The following is a 24,385-nucleotide window of genomic DNA, read 5'->3' on the forward strand; positions in this document are numbered from 1 at the left end:
GCGTTTTTCCCTCTCAAGAAATCAGTTTTTCCAGATCATCGAGGGATAGACGTTTGAGGGCCTCCAGGGATTTAGCCAATTCATCCTGAACGGGCGACATTTCGACACGCAGCGCCTCGATCCGGTTGCAGAACGCTTTCAGCGTATCGGCTTCGAACAGCTCCTTGAGCGGCACCTTGTCGCCCAGACGCTCCTTGATCCGGGTCACCACCAGCGTCGCCAGCAACGAATGGCCACCGAGCTGGAAGAAGTTGTCCGCCAGGCCCACGCGCTCGACTTCCAGCACTTCCTGCCAGACCGTCGCCACCTCCCATTGCAAGTCGGTCTGCGGCGCTTCGTACTGCTGCTGCGTCGGGCTGTCGCCCAATGCCATCAGCGCCTTGCGGTCGAGCTTGCCGTTCGGGGTCAGCGGCACCGCCTCGATCACATGCAGGTGCCCCGGCACCATGTGCGCCGGCAAACGACTGGCCAACGCTGCGCGCAGACGCTCGGTCAGCGCCGCCGGATCGGTGACCGGTTGCGCCGCCACGACGTAGCCATGCAGGTGCTTGCCCGCCGCGCCGTCCTGCGCCAGCACCACCGCTTCGCGCACCTCGTCCTGCTCCAGCAGGCGCGCTTCGACCTCGCTCAGCTCGATACGGAAGCCACGGATCTTCACCTGATGGTCGGCGCGTCCCAGGTACTCGATGTTGTCGTCCGCGCCCTGGCGCACCAGGTCGCCGGTGCGGTAAAGCCGCTCGCCGTTGCCGGCATACGGGTTGGGCACGAAGCGTTCGGCGGTCAGCCCCGGGCGCATCAGATAGCCCCGGGTCACGCCGGCGCCGCCCAGGTACAACTCGGCCGCCACACCGGCCGGCAAGCCATTGAGCTGCGTGTCGAGCAGGTACGCCACGGTGTTGTCCAGCGGCCGGCCGATGTTGGCCTGACCGTGCGCGGTGCGCAGGGTGAATGTCGAATACGTGGTGTCTTCCGACGGACCGTACAGGTCGTAGACCTGCTTGACTGACGTGCTCGCGTACAGCGTGTCCACCAGGCTCTGCTTCAGCGGCTCGCCGGCCAGATTGATGGTCGCGACCGACGCCGGAATCTGCCCGGCCCGTTGCAGCGCGGCAATCGCCGACGGCACCGTGTTGATCAGCGTGACCCGCTCGCGGGCCGGCAACTCCGCCAGGGCCAGCGCGTTGTCCGCCAGCACCATGCAGCCACCGCTGGCCAGGGTGACAAAGACCTCCCAGACCGACAGGTCGAAGCAGATCGAAGTCGACGCCAGCACACCGCGTAACAGCTCCTCGCGGTACACCCCTTGCGACCACTGGATCAGCGCAGTGAGGTTGGCGTGACTGATGGCCACACCCTTGGGTTTGCCGGTGGAACCCGAGGTGTAAATGACGTAAGCCAGGTTTTGCCCGGTGATCCCGGCCATTGGCGCGGTGGACGGATACTCGGCCAACGATTGCTCACTTTCCTCGACCAGCACCACTTGGGCGCTCAACGTGTCAGGCAGCATCGCCTGCGCCGCCGGCTCGGTCAGCAATACCGCCGCACGACTGTCGTCGAGCATGTGCAGCAGGCGTTCCTGCGGGTAGTCCGGGTCCAGCGGCACATAGGCGCCACCGGCCTTGAGAATTGCCAACAGCGCGACCAGCATGTCCGGGGTACGGCGCATGCACACACCGACGCGCACCTCCGGCCCCACGCCCAGCGCTTGCAGCTTGTGCGCCAGCCGATTGGCCCGCCGGTCGAGGTGGCGATAGTCGATCTGCTGTTCGGCGTAGATTACCGCTGCTGCATCCGGTCGCTGTGCAACACGGGCCTCGATGAACTCGAGCACCGTGCGCGAATCGGTGGCCGTGACACCGGCCTTGCCCCAGTCGATCGCTTGCTTGCGCTGCGGCTCGTCGAGCAATTGCAAGGTGCCCAACGGTTGCGTGGCGTTACCGAGGAACTGGCTCAACAGGCTTTCGAGCTGACGACTCAGGCCGACGATCGTCGCAGCATCGAACAGGGCCTGATCGTAACTGACGCCCAGGCTCAGCTCGCGACCGGTAACCGCCACCAGCGTCAGCGGGTAGTTGGTCTGCTCCTGACGGCGGATCGCCGAGAACACCAGTCCGGTATCCGGCCCCTGTTGCAGGGCTTCGGCCATCGGGTAGTTCTCGAACACCAGAATGCTGTCGAACAGCGCTCCCGCACCGAGTCCGGCCCAGCGCTGAATCTCGTAGAGCGGCGTGTGCTCGTGCTCGCGCAGCGCCAGGTTGAGGCCCTGCACGTGTTGCAACCAGCGCTCGACCGGCATCTCGGCGGACGGCGCCGCCACGACCGGCAAGGTGTTGATGAACAGGCCGATCTGCTGCTCGACGCCGGGCAGATCGGTCGGGCGTCCGGCCACCGTAGCGCCGAAGGCTACGCTGTCCTGACCGGTGTAACGCTGCAACAGCACCAGCCACGCCGCTTGCACCAGGGTGTTGAGAGTGACTTTCTGCTCCCGGGCGAAACGGTTCAGGTCCGCCGTCAGTTGTTCGCTGAACAGATGCTGGTGATCGGCATAACCGCTGACGCCGGACGGCTGCGTCGGCACGGCACTGGCCAGCCGCGTCGGCTCTTCGAGTTCGGCCAGCGCCTGCTTCCAGAACGCCCGACTGGCTGGCTGATCGCGCTGACCCAGCCATTCGATGTAGTCGCGATAACGTCCCTGGGCAGCAGTCGGGGTCAGGCCCGCATAACGCTGCAGCACTTCGCCGAACAACTGCGAGGTACTCCAGCCATCCATCAGGATGTGGTGGCAGGTGTAGATCAGGTGATGCGTCGAATCATCGGTACGCACCAGCGAAACCCGCAACAGCGGCGCACCCGTCAGCTCGAAACCGTTGGCCAGATCATCGCCGGCCAGTTGTTCCAGCGCAGTGTCGAGGTCGGTTCGACCCCGCCAGTCCTGCACGCTCCACGGCATTTGCACGCTCTGGCGAACCACTTGTACCGCTGCTGCGGCGTCGCTCGGCCAGACAAACGCGGTACGCAGAATGTCGTGGGCGTCGAGGGTCTGCTGCCAGGCCTGACGGAAACGCTCGACCTCCAGATGTTGCACGTCGACCCGCAGCTGGTTGGTGTACGCCGGGCTGTCGGGATCGTTGAGGCTATGGAACAGAATGCCTTGCTGCATCGGCGACAGCGGGTACAGATCGGTGATCTCCCGGGCCGGAATCGGCAGGGCCGAAAGTTGCGCCTGCGTCAGGGTCACCAGATCGAAATCCGACGGCGTCACGCCGGCCTCGCCGCTGTCGCAGCAGTGCTCGATCAGCCGTTCCAGCTCCAGGCGATAAGCCTCGGCCAGTGCCTGCACCGTTTCGGCGCGGTACATGCCCGAACCGAATGTCCAGGTCAGTTCCAGCTCGCCGCCATACACCTGACCGTCGATGCTCAGCCAGTTGCCCAACGGTGCCGCAGGGTCCTGATTGGCCCCGGTGCTTTCGCCGGACGGCACGAACAGTGCGCCGTCGGCGGCACCGAAGTCGCCATCGAACTGGCCCAGATAGTTGAAGGTCACCCGTGGTGAGGCCAGTGACCGCAGCTCGGCGGCGCCGGTCAGGTAGCGCAGCACGCCATAGCCGATGCCTTTGCCTGGCACGGCGCGCAGTTGCTCCTTGATCGCGCACAACGATTCGCCCGGCACTGCCTGCGGTGTCAGACGCACCGGGAACAGGCTGCTGAACCAGCCCACCGTACGGCTCAGGTCGAGCTCGTCGAACAGGTCTTCGCGACCATGGCCTTCAAGCTGGATCAGCACCGACGGCTGTCGGCTCCAGTCACACAACACCCGCGCCAGCGCCGTGAGCAGCAGATCGTTGATCTGGGTGCGATACGCGGCCGGGGCGACCTTGAGCAACTTGTGGGTCAGTGCCTGGCTCAGGCGTGAACTGACGCGTAGTGCCTGTTCCTGAGTCTGCACGTCCTGGGCAAAGTCCCGTGGCAACTCCACGTCACCCGCGCTCAGGGTCGTCAGCCAATACTCGCGCTCGCGGCTCAGTGTTTCGCTCTGGGCATAACGGTGCAGGTGCTCGGCCCAACTCTGCAGCGTGCTGCTCTTGCCCGGCAACACCAGCGGCTTGCCCGAGGCCAGTGCGGTGTAACCGAGCTGCAAGTCTTCCAGCAGGACGCGCCAGGACACGCCATCGACCACCAGGTGATGGATCACCAGCAACAGGCGCTGTTCACCGCCCGGCAGATTCGCCAGCACCGCCCGCAGCAGTCGCCCTTGTTGCAGATCCAGACTGCGCTGAGCCAGATCCGCCAGCGCCGTCAGTTGATCCAGGTTGTCCAGATCGCGTACCCACAGCAGCTCCGGGTCGCGTTGCTTTTGGAAGGTTGCCTGCCACACATCGCCCGACGCCTGGAAGTTCAAGGCCAGCGCATCATGCTGTTCGATCAGTGCCGCCAGCGCGGCTTGCAGATGACCGGCATCAAGCGGCGCCTGCGGCTGCAGCATCACTGACTGGTTCCAGTGCTGACGCCGGGCAATCGGCGTTTCGAAAAAGCGCGCCTGAATCGGCAGCAGTGCCAGTTGCCCGCCGACCTTCTGCGGCGCGGCCGCCACGGGTTTGGCTTCGATCAGTTTGGCCACCGCCGCCAACTGGCCGACGGTCTGCTTCTCGAACAATTGCTTGGGGCTCAGCTTGATGCCCTGACGTTTGGCCCGGGCAATGATTTGCAGGCTGAGGATCGAGTCCCCGCCCAGTTCGAAGAAGTTGTCGGTGCTGCCCACACGCTCGAGCTTGAGCACATCGGCCCAGATCGCCGCGAGTTTTTCCTCGATCTCGCCCACCGGCGCGACGAAGCGCTGCGTCACCACGCCCGGCACCGGCAAGGCGCGCTTGTCCAGTTTTCCGTTGGCGGTCAGCGGCAATTGCTCCAGCAGGACAATTTGCGCCGGCACCATGTAATCCGGCAGACGGGCTTGCAGTTGCTCGCGCAGTGTTTCTGCCTTCAGCGCTGCATCTGCCGCCGGCACACACCAGGCCACCAATTGCAGGCGTGCCGGGTCGTCATCCAGCGCCAACGCGAGTACCGCCGCTTCGCTGACACCGTCCAGGCCGAGCAGCACCCGGGCGACTTCCGCCGGCTCCACCCGATACCCGCGCACCTTGACCTGATCGTCGGCGCGCCCGATGAACTCCACCGCCTGCTGGCGATTGCGACGCACCCGGTCACCACTGCGATAGACCCGTGCACCGGCCGGCCCGAACGGATCGGGAACGAAGCGCTCGGCCGTCAGCCCCGGCTGCCCCAGATAACCGAGGGCAACACTGTCGCCGCCGATGTACAGCTCGCCCGCAACCTGATCGGCCACGCTGTTGAGCACATCGTCAAGCACATACACATGGGCCCCGGCCAATGGCGTGCCGACCGGCACACTGCGAGCCCCCGGTTCCAGCGAACCGACCTCGTGGGCCAGTACACCGACGGTGGTTTCGCTCGGGCCGTAGTGGTTGATGACCCGGCAACCCGGCTTGAGCTGACGCACACGTTCCACCAGCGAAGGCGAACAGGCTTCGCCGCCGACAATCAGCGCCTGCTCCGGCAGCACATCGGCTGCACGCGACGCCTGCAACAAGGCGGCCAGATGTCCCGGAACGATTTTCAGCATGCCCACCCGGTGCCCGGCCATGTACTCGGCGAAGCGATCCGGATCGAAGCCCAGCTCTTCCGGCAACACATGCAGCAAACGGCCCGAGCACAGCGCGCCGAACAGCACGGTGAACCCCAGGTCCGCCGCGATGGTGGAGACCAGTGCCATGCTGGTGTCCGGCGCCGGATCGAGACGCTCCAGCACCCCGCGCACGTAACTGGCCAACGCACCGTGGCTGACCAGCACGCCCTTGGGTTGGCCGGTGGAACCGGAGGTGTGAATTACGTAGGCCGGCGACTGCGACGACAACTCGCAGACCGGGGCCGTCACCGGCTGGTGTTGCCATTGCTGTGCATCGAACGCCAGCCCCTGACAACCGGCGACCGCCAGTTCCGACACCCGCGAATCCCCCTCGACACACACCACTGCGCGAGCCCTCGCGGCGCCGAGCATCTGCTGCAAGCGCGCGGTCGGTGCCTTGACGTCCAGCGGCATGTACACCGCGCCGGCCTTGAAGATCGCCAGCACGCACGTCAGCCAGTCGAGCGAGCGCTCCATCAGCACCGCCACCGGCTGACCGACAACTGCACCGTGGGCCAGCAGATGATGCGCGAGGCGATTGGCAGCCTGATCCAGCGCCTCAAAGCTCAAGCCGCCGTTCAGATCCCGCGCGGCCAGCGCTTGCGGCTGGCGCGCTACTTCGCGCTCCCAGTGCTGCAACACCGACAGTGCCGGGTCACGCGGTGCCGCGAGCGCACTCGGCAATGCCGTCGCCACGGTGTGCAGCGGCGCTTGTGGCGCTTTCAGCAGCGCACCGAACAGACCGAGCAAGGCCGGGACAAAACCTTCGACGGTTGCGTGTCGATAGAGGTCGCTGGCGTAGGTCATCTGCCCGTGGATCAACGTGCCGTCGTCAGTGATGTCCAGCGCCAGATCGAAGTGCGTGCCGTCCTTGTCCAGCGGATACTCCGCCACGCTCAGGCCCGGCAACGCCATCGAACGCTGCTTCTGCATGCCGACGTTCTGGTTGAACTTGGCCTGGAACAACGGGTTGTGCCCCAACGTGCGTTCGGCGACCAGTTCGTCCACCAGTTGCTCGAACGGCAGCTCCTGATGGGCCTGCGCGCCGAATGACGCCTCGCGCACCCGCGCCAGCAAGTCCTCGAAACTGCCTCGCTCATCCACCTCGCAGCGCAGCACCTGGGTATTGACGAAGAAGCCGATCAGCCCTTCGACCTCGGCGCGACTGCGGTTGGCGTTGGGCACGCCGACACGGATGTCACGCTCGCCGGCCTGGCGCGAGAGGAACAGCGAAAAACCGGCCAGCACCAGCATGAACAGACTGATGCCTTGAGCACGGGCAAAGCCGTTGAGTTGACGCGACAGATCCGCGCCGAAATCGAAGCTCAGGGTCTGGCCTTCAAAACTCTGGGTCAGCGGCCGGGCGAAGTCCGGGGCGACTTCCAGCAGCGGATGCTCCTCACCCAGTTGCTGGCGCCAGTAATCGAGTTGACGCTCGCCCTCGCCCGCTTCCAGCCAGCGCCGTTGCCAGATGGCGTAGTCGGCGTATTGCAAGGCCAGCGCCGGCAACTGCGGCTCGCGCTGCAGGCTGAACGCCTGATAGCACTGCACGAACTCCTTGACCATCACGTCCATCGACCAGCCGTCGGAGACGATGTGGTGCATGCTCACCACCAGCACGAACTCATCGTCCGCCAGGCCAAACAGACTGGCGCGCAGCAACGGGCCGTGGCGCAGATCGAACGGCTGCGCCGTCACCTTCTGCACGTGCTCGGCCAGCGCCTGCTCGCGTTCCTGCGCGGCGATACCGGTCAAATCGATGCGCTCGAGCGCAACGCCCTGCGGTTCGAGGATCACCTGATGCGGCTGGTCGCCGTCGGTGCGGAACACCGTGCGCAGCACTTCATGGCGCGCCAGCAGGTGATCGAACGAGCGGGTCAGCGCCGCTTCGTCCAGCCGCCCTTTCAGGCGCAGACCGGCGGCCATGTTGTACGCGGCGCTCTGCGGTTCGAGCTGCCAGAGAAACAGCAAACGCTGCTGGGCGAACGACAGCGGGATCTGCGCGCAGTCGTGGCGACTGACCGGCAGCGGCAGCAGGCTGAAGTCCTTGCCCTCTTCGCGCAGCCTGGCCAGAAACAGCCGACGCTGCTCAAGCGGCAAGCCGACGAACCTTTTAGCGATGCGCTCCGCCATGGTGCCGCTCATACTTCTTCTCCTTCCAATTCATTCATGAACAGGTCCATGTCGGACCAGTCGTTATCCGCTGCACCGTCGGCCAACTGCGCCACTGCCTGGGCCAGTTCACCGAGCAGCGGTTTTTCGAACAGGTTACGCAGCGGCAACACCACGTTCAGCTGTTTCTTGATCCGGCCGATCACTTGCGCCGCCAGCAGCGAATGGCCGCCCAGCTCAAAGAAGTGATCGTCCAGACCAACACGTGGCACTTGCAGGACATCCGCCCAGATCTGCGCCAGGGCTTGTTCGATGTCCGATTGCGGGGCGCGGTAATCGACCTGCAATTGGTCCATGTCCGGCGCCGGCAAGGCCTTGCGATCAAGCTTGCCGCTCGGCGTCAGTGGCAATTCCGCCAACAGCAGCAGATGGCCCGGCACCATGTAGTCCGGCAGCCTGGCTTGCAGCGAAGCCCTGACCTGCTGACGGAACGCCGACTGACCGGCCACCCCGTCGAGCACGTCCTGATCGGCCACCAGATACGCCACCAGTTGCAGGCTGCCATTGAGCGGCAAGGCCAGCACCACGGCCTCGCGGATGCCCGGGCATTGCTGCAGGCGCGATTCGATTTCACCCAGCTCGATACGGAAGCCGCGAATCTTCACTTGATGGTCCACGCGACCGACGTATTCCACCGCGCCATCAGCGCGCAAACGTGCGCGGTCGCCGGTGCGGTACAGGCGCTCGCCGCTGGCAAACGGGTCGGCAATAAAGCGCTCGGCGCTCAGGGTCGGTTGTCGGTGATAGCCGCGCGCCAGGCCCGGACCACCGATGTACAACTCGCCCACCGCGCCTTGCGGCAGCAGGTTCAAATCGTCGTCCAGCACGTACAGGCGACGTGCGGCCAGGCCCTGACCGATCGGAATGCCGCGCCACGACACGGCGTCAGGAGTCAGCGCCGAGCAGTCGTGGATCGTCGACACCACGGTGGCCTCGGTCGGCCCGTAGGTATTGAGCAGGCGCACATGACCCAGCCCGGCCTGCTGCCACAGGCGCAGACCGTCCACCGCCATCGCCTCGCCGCCCACGTGTATCTGGCGCAGCGCACCGAAATGCGCTGGAGGATTGGCGGCGTATTCCTGCACCAGCCAGTACCAGTACGCCGCCGGCAAGTCGGCCAGGGTGATGCCGTGCTCGAGGATCACCTGATGCAATGTCGCGCTGTCCCACAGCCGTGCGTCGCGCAGCACCACGCTCGCGCCGTGACAGAGCGGCGGGAAAAACTGCTCGACGAAGCCATCGAAGCTGCTGGTCGCGAACTGCAAGACCCGGTCGCCTTCGCGCAGGTCGCTGTAGTCGATGGCGCGCTCGATGAACTCGCTCAGCGCGGCATGACTGATCGCCACGCCCTTGGGCCGACCGGTCGAACCGGAGGTGTAGATCACGTAGGCCAGGTTCTGCGGCTCGACCGTCACCGGCAGATTGTCGCTGGCGCCATCATCCGGCAGCGTGTCGAGGCAAAGGCTTTGCACGCCGTCGAGAGCCGGCAGAGCGGCCAGCGTCTGACGGTCGGTCAGCAACAGGTTCAGTCCGCTGTCGTCGAGCACATGGCGCAGGCGCTCGCCCGGCGTCTGCGGATCCAGCGGCACATAGGCGCCGCCGGCCTTGAGCACGGCGAGCAAGGCGACAGCCAGTTCCAGCGAACGCCCCAGCGCCACGCCGACCAGCACGTCCGGACCGACACCCCGGGCGCGCAGTTGATGGGCCAGGCGATTGCTGCGCCGGTTCAGTTCGGCATAGCTGATCGAGGGTGACGGCTCGCTCGCCAGAATCACCGCCGGTGCCTCGGGGGTGCGGGCCACTTGCGCTTCGAACAGGGTCTGAAAGCTGTCCAGTCGCGGACTCTCTTCAGTGGCCTGGATCAGACTTTCCTGTTCGGCAACGGCCAGCATCGAAATGTTGCCGATCAACTGCTGCGGATCACGGCAGACCGACACCAGCACGTTGCGCCAGTGCCCGGCCAGCGCGGCGATGGTGGACTCGTCGAAAATGTCGGTGGCGTAGGTGAACGCGGCGAACAGTTGCTCGCCCTCTTCACGGGTATCGAGCATCAGATCGCTGGTGGCCGCATGCTCCCGGCCGCTGCCGGTCAGTTGTTCCTCGGTCAGGTAACCGACCCGCAAGCCGGATGCCAGCTGCGCCTGCTGCAAATCGGTCACCAGCGGCTGGTGGTTGAACATCACCTGGAACAGCGGGTTATGGCTCTGACTGCGGGCCGGTTGCAAGGCTTCGATCAAGGCATCGAACGGCAGATCCTGATGGGACTGCGCGCCGGCCGCGCACTGGCGCAGGCTCTGCAACAAATCGGCGAAACGGCTGTTCGCGGTAACCACGCTGCGCAGGATCTGCGTATTGACGAAGAAGCCGATCAAGCCTTCGGTTTCGCTGCGGGTACGGTTGGCGATCAGGCCGCCGACGCGAATGTCGGTCTGGCCGCTGTAGCGATGCAGCAAGGTCTTGAACGCCGCCAGCAGGACCACGAACAGGGTCACGCCCTGACGTTGGGCAAGGTTCTTCAGATCCTGGCGCAGGCTGGCGTCGATGACCGTTTCCAGACGCGCGCCACGGTGACTGGCCTGGGCCGGGTACGCACGATCGGTCGGCAATTCAAGCACCGGGTGTTCGTCGCCCAGTTGCGCGCGCCAGTAGTCGAGCTGACGCTCGCGCTCGCCCGCCTCCAGCCAGCTGCGTTGCCACAGCGCATAGTCGCGGTAGTGCACGGTGATCGCCGGCAATTGGGGCTCGCGCCCGGCCACCAGCGCATCGTAGGTGCGCATGAATTCATCGATGAGAATGTTCATCGACCAGCCGTCGGCAATGATGTGGTGCAACGTCAGCAACAGCACGTGTTCCTGCGCGTCCAGCCGCAGCAGATGCAGGCTCAGCAACGGCCCGTTTTGCAGATCGAAGGCTTGCGTGGCCTCCGCCATCATGTGCTGTCGGGCCAGCGGCCAGCGCTGTTCCTCGGGCAACGCGCTCAAGTCAGTGAGGGTCAGGTTGACGGGCTGCGGTTCGGCGACTTTCTGAAAGGCTTGCTCGCCCTCCTGACCGAACGTGGTGCGCAGGCACTCATGCCGCGCCGCCAGCAGACTGAACGCCTGCTCCAGCGCCTCGGGCTGCAACTCACCGTTCAGGCGCACAGCCATCGGCAGGTTGTAGGCGGCGCTTTGCGGATCCATCTGCCAGAGAAACCACATCCGCTGCTGGGCATAGGACAGGCCGTCACGCTCGGCGGCCCCAATGCAGGCGGTCATGGGCAGCTGCGCAAAATTGATCCCTTCACGGGCCATGCCGGCGAGAAACAAACGACGTTTGTCCTGAGGCAATTCGATAAAGCGGCGGGCTAGTTTCTGTGCGTCTGCGGCATTCATGCATTGGGTCCTTGCTGATCGGCGGCGTGACCAGGAGGCCCGGTCGTATCAACAAGAACGAATGACAAACGCAATGATTTAGCGGGGCCGGGCAATCACCGGCCGACGGTTGCCGGGACTGGCGCACAAACGCCGAAGCCGGCTCACGACCGGCTTCGGCAACCACCCGCTCAACTGATGCGACGGGTCAGAGTGCGTCCTGGGAGTGACCTTCGGCCATGGCCACGATCACCTTGCGCGGGCCTTCGAACGGCGAGCGGGCATGGGCCGACAACATGTTGTCGAGCATCAGCACATCGCCCTCCTGCCACGGAAAGCTGATGGCGCATTCGTCGAGCACCGCACGAATCTGGCTCAACACTTCATCCTCGATGGGCGAACCGTCACCGTAGTAGACGTTACGCGGCAAGTCCTCTTCATCGACGATGTCCAGCAGGCTCTCGCGCACTTCCGGTTGCAGGTTGGAAATATGGAACAGGTGCGCCTGATTGAACCAGACCATGTCCCCGGTTACCGGATGCTGCGCCACGGCCTGACAGGTCTGGCGGGTGCGCAGTTCTCCGTCGTCCTTCCACTCGCAAATGATGCCGTGGGCCTGGCAATAGGCTTCGACTTCAGCCTGGTCGTCGGTGTTGAACACATCCTCCCAGGCCACATCCAGCCCGTTGCCGAAATTGCGCACGTACATCAGGCCCTTGCTGACGAAACGTTCGCGGATCGCCTGGGGAATCCGCCGATACACTTCGCGACTGTCGGCAATCGGCGTTTCGCCGCCGGATCTGGCCGCGATCATGCTGTAGAACCAGATTTTCATCGGCCAGTCCCGGGAATAGGCCTGCTCGTTGTGCAGCGGAATACTCTGGTGCGCCGGGTACTCGGTGGAGGTGTACACCCCCTGGGTCACGTTGGTGCGTGGCGTGGAGCCAAACTCGTAGTTCAGCAGCGGATGGCCGAAGCTCGCCGCAAATTCGCGAAAGCGCTCCGCACCCTCCAGCCGGAACCCGCGAAACAGCACACCGCCGTCTTGCAGCAGATGCTCATCGACCAGCGCTTTCAATTCGTCGAACACCGCCAGCAAATCGGTATCGGCGTCGCTCGCCTCCACCAGCAGCGGCAGGCGACCGCGATGCGGCAACAACGGACGGACGGAAAATCCCTCAGCAACAGCCATGACTGGCCTCCTCAAAACACTCGATAGGTGAACCGCGCCTTACAGCGCCGGTGCCGCCGACAGCGCATGGCGCCGGTGATGGGCTTCCAGGTGATTCTTGAGCGTGCGGATGACCCGGGCTTCATGCTCATGAATGAAGAAGTGCCCACCGGTCATCATGTCCACCGAAAAACTGCCCAGCGTCTCTTTGCTCCAGCCGATCAACTGTTCTGTGGTTGCGCGGTCCTCCTTGCCGCCCAGCACATGCACCGGGCAATTGAGCAGTGGCCGCTCGATCGGCGTGAAGCGTCCGCACATCATGAAATCGGCGCGCAGGACCGGCAGCGTCAGGCTCATCAGCTCCTGATTGGCCAGTACTTCTTCGCTGGTGCCCTGAAAGGTGCGCAGCTGTTCGATCAGCTCTTCGTCGCTGCGCGGCTCGGAAAAACCTCGGTCGTAATCGCTGCGCATGCTCGGGGCGGCCGTGCCGGAGGCGAACAGCGCCACCGGCTCGGGTGCACCAAGATCGCGAAAGGCGTGGGCCAGCTCGCACGCGAGCAGCGCGCCCAGGCTATGCCCGAACAGCGCATAGGGCGCCTGCAGCGAAGGTTTATGCTCGCGAGCCAGTTGCCGGGCCAGGGCCCGCATGTCGATTTGCAGGGGTTCGTCGTAGCGCGCGCCGCGTCCGGGCAACTCCACCGGTTGCAGTTGCATCCACGACGGCAGCTGGCGCCGCCACCGGCTGTAGACCATGGCGCTGGCGCCCGAATAGGGCAGGCACAGCAGTGTCAGCTTTGTCACCGCGTTTACCTCAATGGGTTATCTGTAAAAGAGAACGGATGAGGCACGACGGGAATTAGTCCACTGCGTCGATCACTTCAAGTGACGAAAACTCTGCACCGCCGACGCCAGCACCACCGCCCCGGCCACTATCGCCAGCCAGAAGCCGCTGCGGGCGCCGAACGCATCCACCAGTGCGCCGGAACCCGCCGCGCCGATGGCCACGCCGATACTCAAACCCGTCACCAGCCAGGTCAGGCCTTCGGTGAGTTTGGCTGGCGGCACGATGCGCTCGATCAACGCCATCGCCACGATCAGGGTCGGCGAGAAGAACAGGCCGGCGATGAACACCGCGACGGCCAACCCGAAAATGTTGCTCGCCAGCAACAGCGGCAAAGTGGTCACGGCTGTCGCCAGACCGCCGTAGAGAAACAGGCGCGGCAACGGCAGCTTCGAGCGCATCGCACCGAAGGCGATACCGGCCAGACAGGAACCGATGGCGTACACCGACAGCACGATGCTCGCCGCCGCCGGCTGACCCTGCTGCTGGGCGAACGCGACGCTGACCACATCCACCACGCCGACAATCACGCCCATGGCGAGCATCAACGCCAGCAGCCATTGCACGTCGCTCGAACGAATGATCGAACCCTGATGCTGCGATTCGTGCGGATGCACCGGCGGCTCAGTACTGCGCTGGGCGACGAACGCCGTGACGCCGATGGCCAACATCAACAGCGCCGCCAGCGGCCCGGCCTCGGGAAACACGCCGACGCACAAGCCTACCGAGAGCGGCGGGCCGACGATAAAGCAGACTTCGTCGAGCACCGACTCCAACGCATAAGCCGTCTGCAACTGCGGCTGGCCGCGATAGATTTCGGTCCAGCGTGCCCGTGCCATCGCCGACATGCTCGGCATGCAACCGGCCAGTGCTGCGCAGACAAACAGGGTCCAGGTCGGCGCCTGCAAACGGGTGCACAACAGCAACATCAACAACGCGCCCCCACCGATCAGCGCCGCCACCGGCAGCACCCTCCCCTGACCGAAGCGATCCACCAGTCGCGACACCTGCGGCGCACAAAACGCCGTGGCCAGCGCAAACGTCGCCGCCACCCCACCCGCCAACGCGTAGCCGCCGGTCAATTGCGAGAGCATGGTGATCACGCCGATGCCGGTCATGGAAATCGGCATGCGCGCGATCATCGCGGCCATCACAAAAGCCCGGGCGCCGGGGGCGTTGAACAGTTCGCGGTAAGGGTTTGCCATCGGATGCAGCCTCATCAGGGGCGGCCAAGTTGCCACAAAGCCTGACGGCCGGGGAAGCGCGCAATTGTTGGTGGAATGTGAAGGGAGTGCTCCCGCGAAAAGTTCAGGGTCTTGGCTTCGCCAATTGCCTGCCTGACGCTTCGGGCGGGTCGCTGACCGCTCGTCCATTGAGCTGCGCACCTGTCAAACCTGACAGGTGCGTAAATCCTGCCAACAGTTTTTCATGGAGCTGTCATCGCAGCAAAGGAACCGCGTTGATAAGCACCCTCATCAACCGAAGACGAGGTTCACACCATGAATCACCCCACCAGCGCCACTGCGCCACGCAGCGCCACTGCCCCCTTTATCGTCCGCGCCGTACGCTGCCCGTCGCCTACGCGCATTGATGATGCGCTGGGCCAGGAAGTCAACGATCGCCTGATGGCCTGGATACCGAGCGTGGGAATCTTTGCCGGCAAAGAGGAAAAAATCCGCGCCAGCGACTTCGGTCGCTATGCAATGCTGTGCCACGCCGACACGAATGATCCGAATCGACTGTTACTCGCGGCGCAATGCTTTGCGGCGTTGTTTGCGGTGGACGATCACTATTGCGACGATCAATCCCTCGGCGGTCGCCCCGAGACAGTGGCCGAACACTTATCGTTCGCCCTCACCGCGATCGACCCGCCCTATGTGCCTGCACCGTTCGACAAAGAACTCGTAAAACAGCAGATGCGCGACCCGGTGATCAGGGGTTTGCTGGCTTATATGAAACGGGTCGCCCAATTCTGCACGCCCTCGCAAGTCGCCCGGGTGCGCCAGATCACCATCGCCATGTTCGTCACCATGGCGGCGGAAGGTCCCTGGCGCCTCTATGGCACCCAACCCACTGTCGCTGAATACCTGGCCAGTCGGCAGGTCAACAGCTTCTGGCCTTGCCTGGTATTGATCGATCCGATTGGCGGCTACGAAGTCCCGGCCAACACATATTCCCGTCCAGAGATTCACCACATCACCGCACTGGCTTCGCTGGCGACCACTCTGGTCAACGATCTGTATTCCGCTTACAAAGAGCACCTGAACGAAACCGGCGACTTCAAGCTGCCTTATCTGCTGGCAGCCAGGCACAACTGTTCGCTTCAAGAGGCAATCGACCTGGCAGCCGATATCCATGACGCAGTGATGGAAGAATACGAACGCCTGCACGCAACGCTGATGAAAGGCACGCGCTCACCGATATTGCGGCGCTATCTCACAGGATTGAGTACATGGATCGGCGGCAATCTGGAGTGGCATAAACACAGTGCCCGGTACCATATCTGAACCCGTCCAGCCCTGCGGGGCTCGACTTGATTACGTGCCCCTTCGCATTCACGCTGAACTCTGACTCAAGGATGCCGGTCAGCAGATCAGATCCCCGCATAAGGCGCGACCGTTCATGCAGATTTCCCTCGCCCGCCAAGTGGCTCTTGTCACCGGCGCCAGTTCCGGCATCGGCCACGGTGCCGCCAAAGCCCTGGCCGCCGCCGGTGCTGCCGTGGTCATTAACTACAACCGTCAGGCCGAACCCGCCGAAGCGCTGGCCCGGCAGATCGTCGCCGACGGTGGCCAAGCCATCGCCATCGGCGCCGATGTCTCGAAGGAGGAAGACGTGGAGCGGCTGTTCCAGCAGACCCTCGACGCCTTCGGCACATTGGACATTCTGGTGGCCAACTCTGGCCTGCAAAAAGACGCGGCGGCTGTGGATATGTCGCTGGCCGACTGGAACGCGGTGATCGGCGTCAACCTCACCGGCCAGTTCCTCTGCGCCCGCGCCGCGCTGCGGATCTTCAACCGCCAGGGCGTGCGCGAAGGCGTGTCCCGGGCTGCCGGCAAAATCATCCACATGAGTTCGGTGCACCAGCGCATTCCCTGGGCCGGGCACGTCAATTACGCAGCGTCCAAGGGCGGCGTCGATCAGTTGATGCAGACCCTGGCTCAGGAAGTCAGCCACCAGCGCATCCGCATCAACGGCATCGCGCCGGGGGCGATCCGCACGGCCATCAATAAGGACGCCACCGAAGGCGATGCGGGCCAGGCGCTGCTCAAACTCATCCCTTACGGGCGCATCGGCGATGTCGAGGACGTGGCCAACGCGGTGGTGTTTCTCGCCTCCGATGCCTCCGACTACATCGTCGGCACCACCCTGTTCATCGACGGCGGCATGAGCCTCTATCCGGAGTTCCGTGGCAATGGCTGAGCATCCTTCCGAACGACAAAGCCCCATCGACGCCCACGGCATCATCGGCGACCTGCGCAGCGCCGCGCTGGTCAATGACAAGGGCAGCGTGGATTTCTTCTGCTGGCCGGCGTTCGACAGCCCGTCGATCTTCTGCTCGCTGCTGGACACCCCCGACGCGGGGATTTTCCAGCTCGCGCCAGACCTGCCCGATGCCCGGCGCGAGCAGATCTACCTGCCGGACACCAACGTCCTGCAAACCCGCTGGCTCAGCGATCACGCCGTGGTGGAAATCACCGATCTGCTGCCGATTGGCGACAACGACGATGCCTTGCCGCTATTGATGCGCCGAGTTCGGGTGGTCAGCGGGCAGGCGACGTTTCATCTGCGCTGCGCGGTGCGGCATGACTACGCCCGCGCTGAGACCCGCGCCGTCATCGATAAACAGGATGTGCTGTTCAGCGCCAGCGGGCAGCCGACGCTGCGCCTGGCCTCGGATCAAACCCTGAACGTCGATAACAATGCGGCGGCTGCGCAATTCACCCTCAAACAGGATCAAACGGCGGCGTTCATGCTCGGCGCCAGCGACGATCCGCGCTTCGCCGAAGGCGCCGCGCAACTGTGCATCGAACGCACGCTGAAGTTCTGGCGCGACTGGATCGGCCAGTCCAACTATCGCGGTCGCTGGCGGGAAATGGTCAACCGCTCGGCCCTCGCTCTGAAGCTGCTGACCTCACGCCAGCACGGCGCAATCCTCGCTGCCGCCACGTTCGGCCTGCCGGAAACACCCGGCGGCGAACGCAACTGGGACTATCGCTACACCTGGATCCGCGACGCCTCCTTCACCGTTTACGCTTTCATGCGCCTGGGCTTTGTCGACGAAGCCAACGCCTACATGCGCTGGCTGCGCGGGCGGGTCAGCGACTGCTGCGGCCAGTCATCGATGAAGCTGAACATCCTCTACGCCATCGACGGCCGCCAGGAACTGCCGGAAACCGAACTCACGCATTTGTCCGGCCATGGCGGCGCGAAACCGGTACGGATCGGCAATGGCGCGTACGACCAGATTCAACTGGATATCTTTGGCGAACTGATGGACGCCGTTTATCTGGTCAACAAGTACGGCGACGCGATTTCCCACGAAGGCTGGCAACACGTGATGGAAGTGGTCGATCAGGTCTGTGAGACCTGGCAGACCAAGGATGTGGGCATCTGGGAAATGCGCGGTGAGCAACATCACTTCCTGCACTCACGGCTGATGTGCTGGGTGGCGCTGGACCGGGCGATCCGCCTGGCCTCGAAACGCTCGCTGCCGGCGCCGTTCGCCCGCTGGGACCAGACCCGTCAGGCCATCCATGCCGACATCTGGGACAACTTCTGGAACGAAGAGCGCGGACACTTCGTGCAATACCAGGGCGGCACCGCACTGGATGGCTCAATGCTGCTGATGCCGCTGGTGCGCTTCGTCAGCGCCAAGGATCCGAAATGGCTGGCGACGCTGGAAGCCATCGAGAAACATCTGGTGCGTGACGGCATGGTTTACCGCTACCGCAACGACGATGCCGGCATCGACGGTTTGTCCGGCACTGAAGGCGCCTTCGCCGCGTGCTCGTTCTGGTACGTCGAATGCCTGGCCCGCGCAGGGCAAGTTGAAAAGGCTCATCTGGAATTCGAGCAACTGCTGCGTTACGCCAATCCGCTGGGGCTGTACGCGGAAGAGTTCGACAACCGAGGCCGGCATCTGGGCAACACGCCCCAGGCGTTAACCCATCTGGCGTTGATCAGTGCGGCGAGTTTTCTTGATCGCAAGTTGAGTGGGGAGAAGAATTACTGGCAGCCGTGAGTGAACGTTTCCTTATATTCCACACTTGGCTATCCCCTATGAAAACACGCTCTAGGCAGCAAGGACCGTGATTCCCCACAGCTTCCTAAAATGAGGATGCCCCACAATATTTTGGCTACGAAGAACAAAATGCGGTTTGGACGGGGCACTGACCGGAGCGTCATCATGCAACCTCAAACTGTCCTGGAGCTTTTCAAACAGAACGTTAAGCAGCTTCCCCATCACATTGCCCTCCACAGTCCTGAACGACAGGTCACTTACGCTGAACTCGATAGCGAAAGTGAGAAAGTCGCCAGCTATCTGATTCAGAACGCCATCAAACAGGGTCAACGGGTGCCCATCATCGGGCACCGGTCCATCGAGCTGATCGTCGCTCAGCTCGGGGTCATCAAGTCCACCGCCTGTCATGTGCCGATCGATGCCCGCCTGCCGGATAGCCGCAAACGCAGCATCATCGATCAATGCGGGGCTGACGTGGTACTGGTGACCGACAGCGACTATGCCACGGATAGTGCAGTACCCAAGCAATCCATCAAGACCCTGCTCGAGGCCCCTTCATCTGCTCTCCCCCCATCGCTCATGCTCAAGGCCGAGGATGTCGTGTACGTGATTTTCACGTCTGGCACGACGGGACAGCCCAAAGGGGTCGAGATTGAACACCATTCGTTGCTGAACCTGATCGAATGGCACAACGACCGATTTGGGATGAACAGTGACTGCCGTACGACAATGATGGTCGGCCCCAGCTTTGACGTTTCGCAATGGGAGATCTGGGCAACGCTGTGCGCAGGCGCCAGGCTGTACATCCTGCCGGATGAAATACGCAGCAGCGTTGCTGACCTGCATGATTTCTACCGCGAACACTCGATCACCCACGCCTATGTTCCGACGGCCCTGGTCAGAGAACTGATCGGCTACCCCCACACCCCGAATCATGCCTTGCGGTATCTGTTTACAGCGGGTGAGAAACTGCCGCCCATCGATACTCAACGCCTGAACTACACATTGGTGGATTACTACGGCCCCACGGAAGCGACGATCTATGCAACGTGTCGGCGGTTCGATCAGTCCGGCGATCCAGGTGTGTCCTCGATAGGGTTTCCCGTGGCTGACACACGAGTGTTCATTCTGGATGAAAAACTCGAGCCTGTTTCAGCAGGCAGCATGGGTGAGCTGTTCATCAGCGGCCAATGCCTGGCGCGCGGCTACCTGTCCAGCCCGGAACTGACGGCGCAGCGCTTCATCACACTGCCTTCTTGTAACCTGCGGGCTTATCGCACTGGCGACCTCGCACGCTTCCTGCCCGACGGCAGCATTGAGTACCTGGGGCGTAACGACGACCAACTGAAGATCCGCGGCTACCGGATCGAACTGGGTGATGTGGAGGCAGTCCTCTCGCGTCAGCCCGGTGTGAAGGCGGCAGTCATCTGGGTGGACGCGAACGAAGGGCCGGCCGGCAAACGCCTGATTGCCTTCATCGTGCCAACGACCGATGCACAGGCAAGCCTCCTGATCAGTGCTTTGAAAATCGGCATGAAAAAAGAAGTGCCGGACTATATGTTGCCGGCGCGCTATTTTCTGCTGGATGCCATTCCTTGCAACCTCAATGGCAAAACGGACAAACAGGCACTTCAGGCACGCTTCGCCGCCGCATCCGGAGATGTACGGACAATCGATTTCGCCAATGAAGCAGAGGCCCGCATCGTTGCCATCTGGCAGAAGCATTTGGGCCATGCCGATTTCACCACTGGCGATGACTTTTATGCGGTCGGAGGTCACTCATTGATGGCGGCGGCAGTGCTGCGCGACATCTCGGAACACCTTCAGGTCCCTGCGTATGTCCGGGATTTCTACGAGTTTCGCTCCATCAAAGCGTTGGCCGCAGAGCTGAATCGAAGGAAGAACGCCAGTGCCCCAGTACCGCAAAGCGAGCCGGTGCGCACGCTGCAAGACGACATAAGCCTGCCGTCGACGTTCGCTCCGCCCGACCATTTCAGCGAGCCGCAACTGACAGAGCCGAAACACATCATGCTTACCGGGGCAACGGGCTTCATTGGAGTTCACTTGCTTGAAACACTGCTGAGGACAACCGATGCAAAGATTCATTGTCCAGTGAGGGCCGCCAGCCTTCCATTGGCCCGGCAACGTGTGACCGCCACGCTTGAACGCTACAAAATTCAGCTCGACGCCAATGCGCTGGCCCGTATTGTCACTTTCCCCGGCGATCTGTCACAACCGCAGTTCGCAATGGAGCAGTCGTTGTACGCGCAGTTGGGCATTCAGATTGACGTCGTCTACCACTGCGCCAGTGCGGTCAATTTCATTCAGCCGTACTCCCACATGAAGAAGGACAATGTTGAAGGGCTCAAACAGATCATCGACTTTGCCGCCCGCAGCCGACTCAAACCGCTGATCCTGCTGTCGACCATTTCGGTGTACAGCTGGGGGCATTTGCACACGGGTAAAACCACGATGTATGAGCACGACGACATCGATCAGAATCTGCCCGCCGTCGTGACCGACCTGGGCTACGTGCGCAGCAAATGGGTCATGGAAAAGATTGCCGATCTGGCCGCGGAAAAAGGCCTGCCGCTGATGACCTTTCGCCTGGGTTACGCCACTTGCGACAGCCGTACCGGCGAATTTGCCGAATATCAATGGTGGAGCCGTCTGATCCAGACCTGTCTGGCATTCAAAGCCATACCCGCACTGACCAACCTGCGCGAAGGACTGACGACCGTCGATTACATGTGCGAAGCAATTGGCAGAATTTCCCGCAACCCGCTGGCCCTTGGCAAAAAATTCAATCTCATCCCCTCGCCCGAGAAAAACCTGACCCTTGAGGATTTTTTCGCTCGTCTGGAAACCCATTGCGGCCTGACATTCACCCGCCTGCCGTTCAACGACTGGGTCGATCTCTGGAAATCCAACCCCCGAGCCCCGCTTTACCCCCTGTCGAGCCTGTTTCGGGACAAGATCGTCAACAACCAGTCCACCGTGGAGCTTTACCAGAACACCTATCTTTGGGGCTGCACCAACGTCCAGCGTTTTCTTGAAGACAGTGGCATACAAGAACCGGAGTTCGACGCAAAACTACTGACTCCGTACCTGAAAAAGATTCAGGAATCGCCTTTCGTGGCGTGACCAACACTGCAATTGTGCGTCTGGGCATGACCGCATCGCGATGCGACTTCGTCATGTCCAGTCATCTCCCGTCATCTATGTACTTGTCTTCCCACCTGAAATAGCACCAGACACTGTCAGAAAAATGCCTTTACCCTTCAGAATTTGTAGGAAAAGACTGAGTCAATGGGTCAGTTCCCCCCACTTGAATATCCTGATGCCCGCCTCAGTCATCCAACACTGAACCCTGTTGTACCGTGGCCACGCGGGTTATCAGCGGCCATCCGGCTGCCGCCATGTGCGTTTAACCACCGATAAACACTCATCCCCCCCCCGCACGCCTTCCCCATCCTTCGCACTTACACCCCGAAATACCTTGTTGCCAGCTGTTACATCCCCCCCTACCATCCACCGCAACGGGCACAGCGGAGCTGTCCAATAAAAACCCGATTCAAGGAACCAGAATGAGCCAACGCATCCACCGCCAGATCGACACCCCATTGCGCACCGGCCTCAAGCGCGAAGAACTGTGGGAAGCCGCCGACAAGGGCCTGATCAAATGCTGGGAAATCGGCCGCCAGCGCGCCACCCGCTTCCCCGACCTCGCCCAACGCTGTCGTGCCGATGAACTGCCGGTACTCGGCTGGAAAGGCGGGGTCAGTCGCAGCCTGAAGAAGAATGAAAAATACGGATCGCTGAAATACCTCGCCCAGTGGCAGGGTTTGCGTGGGGAAGATCTGGATATTGATCTGGGCGTCGAGCGGGTCATGACCTGCTCGCGGACGAAAATGGTGGTGACGTTTACGCCGGATCGGAGCAAGTATTTTAATCAGGTGGCGGAAGCCGAGGTGTAAGGAGACTTTCCATGACCCGTGCCGAAATCCAATTCAGCCAAACTCCAAGCCTGACCATCGGCTATGAACATCACGGCCCGGAAAACGGCACGCCGGTCTTCCTCCTTCACGGCTTCCCCTACTCCCCCCGCGCCTTCGACGAAATCGCCCCGCCCCTCGCTGCCAAGGGTTATCGGGTGATCGTGCCGTATCTGCGCGGTTACGGCCCGACCCGTTTCAACAGCCCGGACACGTTGCGTTCCGGCCAGCAAGCGGCGCTGGCGCAGGATCTGCTGGATTTGATGAACGCACTGGGGATCGAGCAAGCAACGCTGTGCGGTTACGACTGGGGCGGTCGGGCGGCGTGCATTGTGGCGGCGCTGTTTCCCGAGCGTGTGCGCGGTTTGGTGACGGGCGACGGCTACAACCTGCAAGACATTCCGAATTCGGTCCAGCCGCTGGATCCGCAGAGCGAGCATCGCTTCTGGTATCAGTATTACTTCCACACGCCCCGTGGCGTTGAAGGGCTGACGCAGAATCGTCGGGCGCTGTGCGAGTTGCTGTGGCAATTGTGGTCACCGACCTGGGCGCGGAACGCCGAGCGTTTTCCGCTGAGCGCGCCGGCGTTCGACAACCCGGATTTCGTCGAGGTGGTGATTCACTCTTATCGCCATCGCTTCATGTATGCGCCGGGCGATCCGGCGCTGGAAGGGATGGAGCAGGCGCTGGAGAAACAACCGGCGATCGGCGTGCCGACGATTTCGCTGTGCGGTGCGGATGATGGCGTTGGCCCGGCGCCGACGGAGGATGAAGACGTCCATCACTTCACCGGGCCTTATGAGCGGCGAGTGCTGACGGGTGTCGGGCACAACATTCCCGAGGAAGCGCCGGGCGAAACGCTCAAGGCATTACTGGATCTGCTCCAGCGCTGACCGAAAACCGCTCCCGATAAGCCTGCGGCGTCACGCCCATGGCCCGCAGGAAACTGCGTCTCAAGGTTTCTTCACTGCCAAATCCACAGTTGGCCGCGACCCGTTTGATCGGCAAACCTGTGTCACTCAACAACCGGCGAGCGGTTTCAACGCGGATCAGTTCGATGGCGCGGGCCGGGGTCTGGCCGGTGTCGGCGCGGTAGTGGCGCACGAAGCTGCGTTCGCTCATGCCGGCCTGTTCGGCGAGGGTCGGGATGCCCAGATCGCAGGTCAGGTGTTCGGCAATCCACGCGTGCAGGTCGTCGAAGCGGTTGCCCTGCTTTTGCAGCGACAGCGTCACGCTGAATTGCGACTGCCCGCCCGGGCGCTTGAGGAACACCACCAGTTGCCGGGCAACGTCCAGAGCCATGTCGCGGCCGAGGTCGTCTTCAACCATGGCCAGCGCCAGGTCGATGCCGGCGGTGACGCCCGCCGAGGTCCAGACCGGGCCGTCGTTGATGAAGATCGGATTCGGTTCGACCTGCAATTGCGGGTGCTGCTGTGCCAGTTGCTCGCAGCGGGTCCAGTGGGTGACGACCCGGCGACCGTCGAGCCAGCCGCTGGCGGCCAACAGAAATGCGCCAGTGCAGACCGACGCCACGCGCCGACAGCCATTCGCATGTTCACGCACCCAACTCACCAACCCGGCATCTTCGGCAGCGGCGTAAACACCCCAGCCGCCGGCGATGATCAGCGTATCGCTGGGCTGCTTCGGCAGCGGCTCGGCCAGCATCGCCAACCCGGCGGACGAGTTCACCGCCCCGCCGCCGCTGGCGATGACCGTTGGCGCGTAAGGCGCAGGCAAACCCTGCTGGCGGGCGATGTCGTTGGCCGAGGCGAAGACCTGCAACGGCCCGGTGACATCGAGCAGTTGCACGTTGGCGAATGCGAGGACATGGATGGTTTTCGGCATTTGGCGTAATTCGTGGGCTGATTGGCGTATGCGCCAAAACCTACGCGCCTACAGTGAAGCCG

Annotated in this window: 12 protein-coding genes; 6 read left to right on the forward strand and 6 right to left on the reverse strand. The window is 62.9% G+C overall.

Features of this window, described 5'->3' with window-relative positions:
* Positions 1 to 13: 13 nt before the first annotated feature.
* The 5 genes from CAF80_RS21370 to CAF80_RS21390 all read right to left on the reverse strand — a co-directional run bounded on the left by CAF80_RS21370 (position 14) and on the right by CAF80_RS21390 (position 14,443).
* Positions 14 to 7,849: a non-ribosomal peptide synthetase gene (locus CAF80_RS21370; protein WP_085667892.1), complete on the reverse strand. Its 7,836-nt coding sequence runs from the start codon at positions 7,847 to 7,849 to the stop codon at positions 14 to 16.
* Positions 7,846 to 11,247, reverse strand: a complete 3,402-nt coding sequence (locus CAF80_RS21375) for a non-ribosomal peptide synthetase (RefSeq protein WP_085667893.1) — start codon at positions 11,245 to 11,247, stop codon at positions 7,846 to 7,848. The genes CAF80_RS21370 and CAF80_RS21375 overlap by 4 nt, the downstream gene beginning before the upstream one ends.
* Before the next feature lie 187 nt (positions 11,248 to 11,434).
* On the reverse strand, positions 11,435 to 12,418 hold the full coding sequence (locus tag CAF80_RS21380) for a TauD/TfdA family dioxygenase (protein ID WP_074687657.1): 984 nt from the start codon (positions 12,416 to 12,418) through the stop codon (positions 11,435 to 11,437).
* 39 nt (positions 12,419 to 12,457) lie between these two features.
* Entirely contained in the window at positions 12,458 to 13,198 is a 741-nt protein-coding gene (locus CAF80_RS21385) for a thioesterase II family protein (RefSeq protein WP_039770083.1), read from the reverse strand.
* A 72-nt stretch (positions 13,199 to 13,270) separates the two neighbouring features.
* Positions 13,271 to 14,443, reverse strand: coding sequence for an MFS transporter (locus CAF80_RS21390; protein ID WP_074687656.1), 1,173 nt, complete (start codon positions 14,441 to 14,443; stop codon positions 13,271 to 13,273).
* Between the two features lie 294 nt (positions 14,444 to 14,737).
* On the opposite strand from CAF80_RS21390, the gene CAF80_RS21395 reads away from it, so the two are divergent.
* The 6 genes from CAF80_RS21395 (at position 14,738) to CAF80_RS21420 (ending at position 23,371) form a co-directional block, all read left to right on the forward strand.
* A complete protein-coding gene (locus tag CAF80_RS21395; protein ID WP_085667894.1) occupies positions 14,738 to 15,745 on the forward strand; it encodes a terpene synthase family protein in 1,008 nt (335 codons plus the stop codon).
* Between the two features lie 115 nt (positions 15,746 to 15,860).
* Positions 15,861 to 16,661, forward strand: a complete 801-nt coding sequence (locus CAF80_RS21400) for a glucose 1-dehydrogenase (protein ID WP_085667895.1) — start codon at positions 15,861 to 15,863, stop codon at positions 16,659 to 16,661.
* Positions 16,654 to 18,483 carry a glycoside hydrolase family 15 protein gene (locus CAF80_RS21405; RefSeq protein ID WP_085667896.1) on the forward strand — a complete coding sequence of 610 codons (1,830 nt, stop codon included), beginning with the start codon at positions 16,654 to 16,656 and terminating at the stop codon, positions 18,481 to 18,483. The genes CAF80_RS21400 and CAF80_RS21405 overlap by 8 nt, the downstream gene beginning before the upstream one ends.
* Before the next feature lie 165 nt (positions 18,484 to 18,648).
* Positions 18,649 to 21,627 carry an amino acid adenylation domain-containing protein gene (locus CAF80_RS21410; protein ID WP_074687652.1) on the forward strand — a complete coding sequence of 993 codons (2,979 nt, stop codon included), beginning with the start codon at positions 18,649 to 18,651 and terminating at the stop codon, positions 21,625 to 21,627.
* 443 nt (positions 21,628 to 22,070) lie between these two features.
* Positions 22,071 to 22,460 (forward strand): hypothetical protein, encoded by a 390-nt coding sequence (locus CAF80_RS21415; RefSeq protein WP_085667897.1) that lies wholly within the window; start codon positions 22,071 to 22,073, stop codon positions 22,458 to 22,460.
* Positions 22,461 to 22,471: 11 nt separating this feature from the next.
* Positions 22,472 to 23,371, forward strand: coding sequence for an alpha/beta fold hydrolase (locus tag CAF80_RS21420; RefSeq protein ID WP_085667898.1), 900 nt, complete (start codon positions 22,472 to 22,474; stop codon positions 23,369 to 23,371).
* On the opposite strand, the gene CAF80_RS21425 is transcribed toward CAF80_RS21420, so the two are convergent.
* Positions 23,340 to 24,323, reverse strand: a complete 984-nt coding sequence (locus CAF80_RS21425) for a GlxA family transcriptional regulator (protein ID WP_085667899.1) — start codon at positions 24,321 to 24,323, stop codon at positions 23,340 to 23,342. The genes CAF80_RS21420 and CAF80_RS21425 overlap by 32 nt on opposite strands.
* Positions 24,324 to 24,385 lie beyond the last annotated feature (62 nt).

This window comes from Pseudomonas sp. B34(2017), from assembly GCF_002112915.1.
GTDB lineage: Bacteria > Pseudomonadota > Gammaproteobacteria > Pseudomonadales > Pseudomonadaceae > Aquipseudomonas > Aquipseudomonas pharyngis.

Coding starts and splice junctions, on each gene's coding strand:
- CAF80_RS21370 (WP_085667892.1), bottom strand. CDS start 7,849: ATGAGCGGCACCATGGCGGAGCGCATCGCTAAAAGGTTCGTCGGCTTG.
- CAF80_RS21375 (WP_085667893.1), bottom strand. CDS start 11,247: ATGAATGCCGCAGACGCACAGAAACTAGCCCGCCGCTTTATCGAATTG.
- CAF80_RS21380 (WP_074687657.1), bottom strand. CDS start 12,418: ATGGCTGTTGCTGAGGGATTTTCCGTCCGTCCGTTGTTGCCGCATCGC.
- CAF80_RS21390 (WP_074687656.1), bottom strand. CDS start 14,443: ATGGCAAACCCTTACCGCGAACTGTTCAACGCCCCCGGCGCCCGGGCT.
- CAF80_RS21395 (WP_085667894.1), top strand. CDS start 14,738: ATGAATCACCCCACCAGCGCCACTGCGCCACGCAGCGCCACTGCCCCC.
- CAF80_RS21400 (WP_085667895.1), top strand. CDS start 15,861: ATGCAGATTTCCCTCGCCCGCCAAGTGGCTCTTGTCACCGGCGCCAGT.
- CAF80_RS21405 (WP_085667896.1), top strand. CDS start 16,654: ATGGCTGAGCATCCTTCCGAACGACAAAGCCCCATCGACGCCCACGGC.
- CAF80_RS21410 (WP_074687652.1), top strand. CDS start 18,649: ATGCAACCTCAAACTGTCCTGGAGCTTTTCAAACAGAACGTTAAGCAG.
- CAF80_RS21415 (WP_085667897.1), top strand. CDS start 22,071: ATGAGCCAACGCATCCACCGCCAGATCGACACCCCATTGCGCACCGGC.
- CAF80_RS21420 (WP_085667898.1), top strand. CDS start 22,472: ATGACCCGTGCCGAAATCCAATTCAGCCAAACTCCAAGCCTGACCATC.
- CAF80_RS21425 (WP_085667899.1), bottom strand. CDS start 24,323: ATGCCGAAAACCATCCATGTCCTCGCATTCGCCAACGTGCAACTGCTC.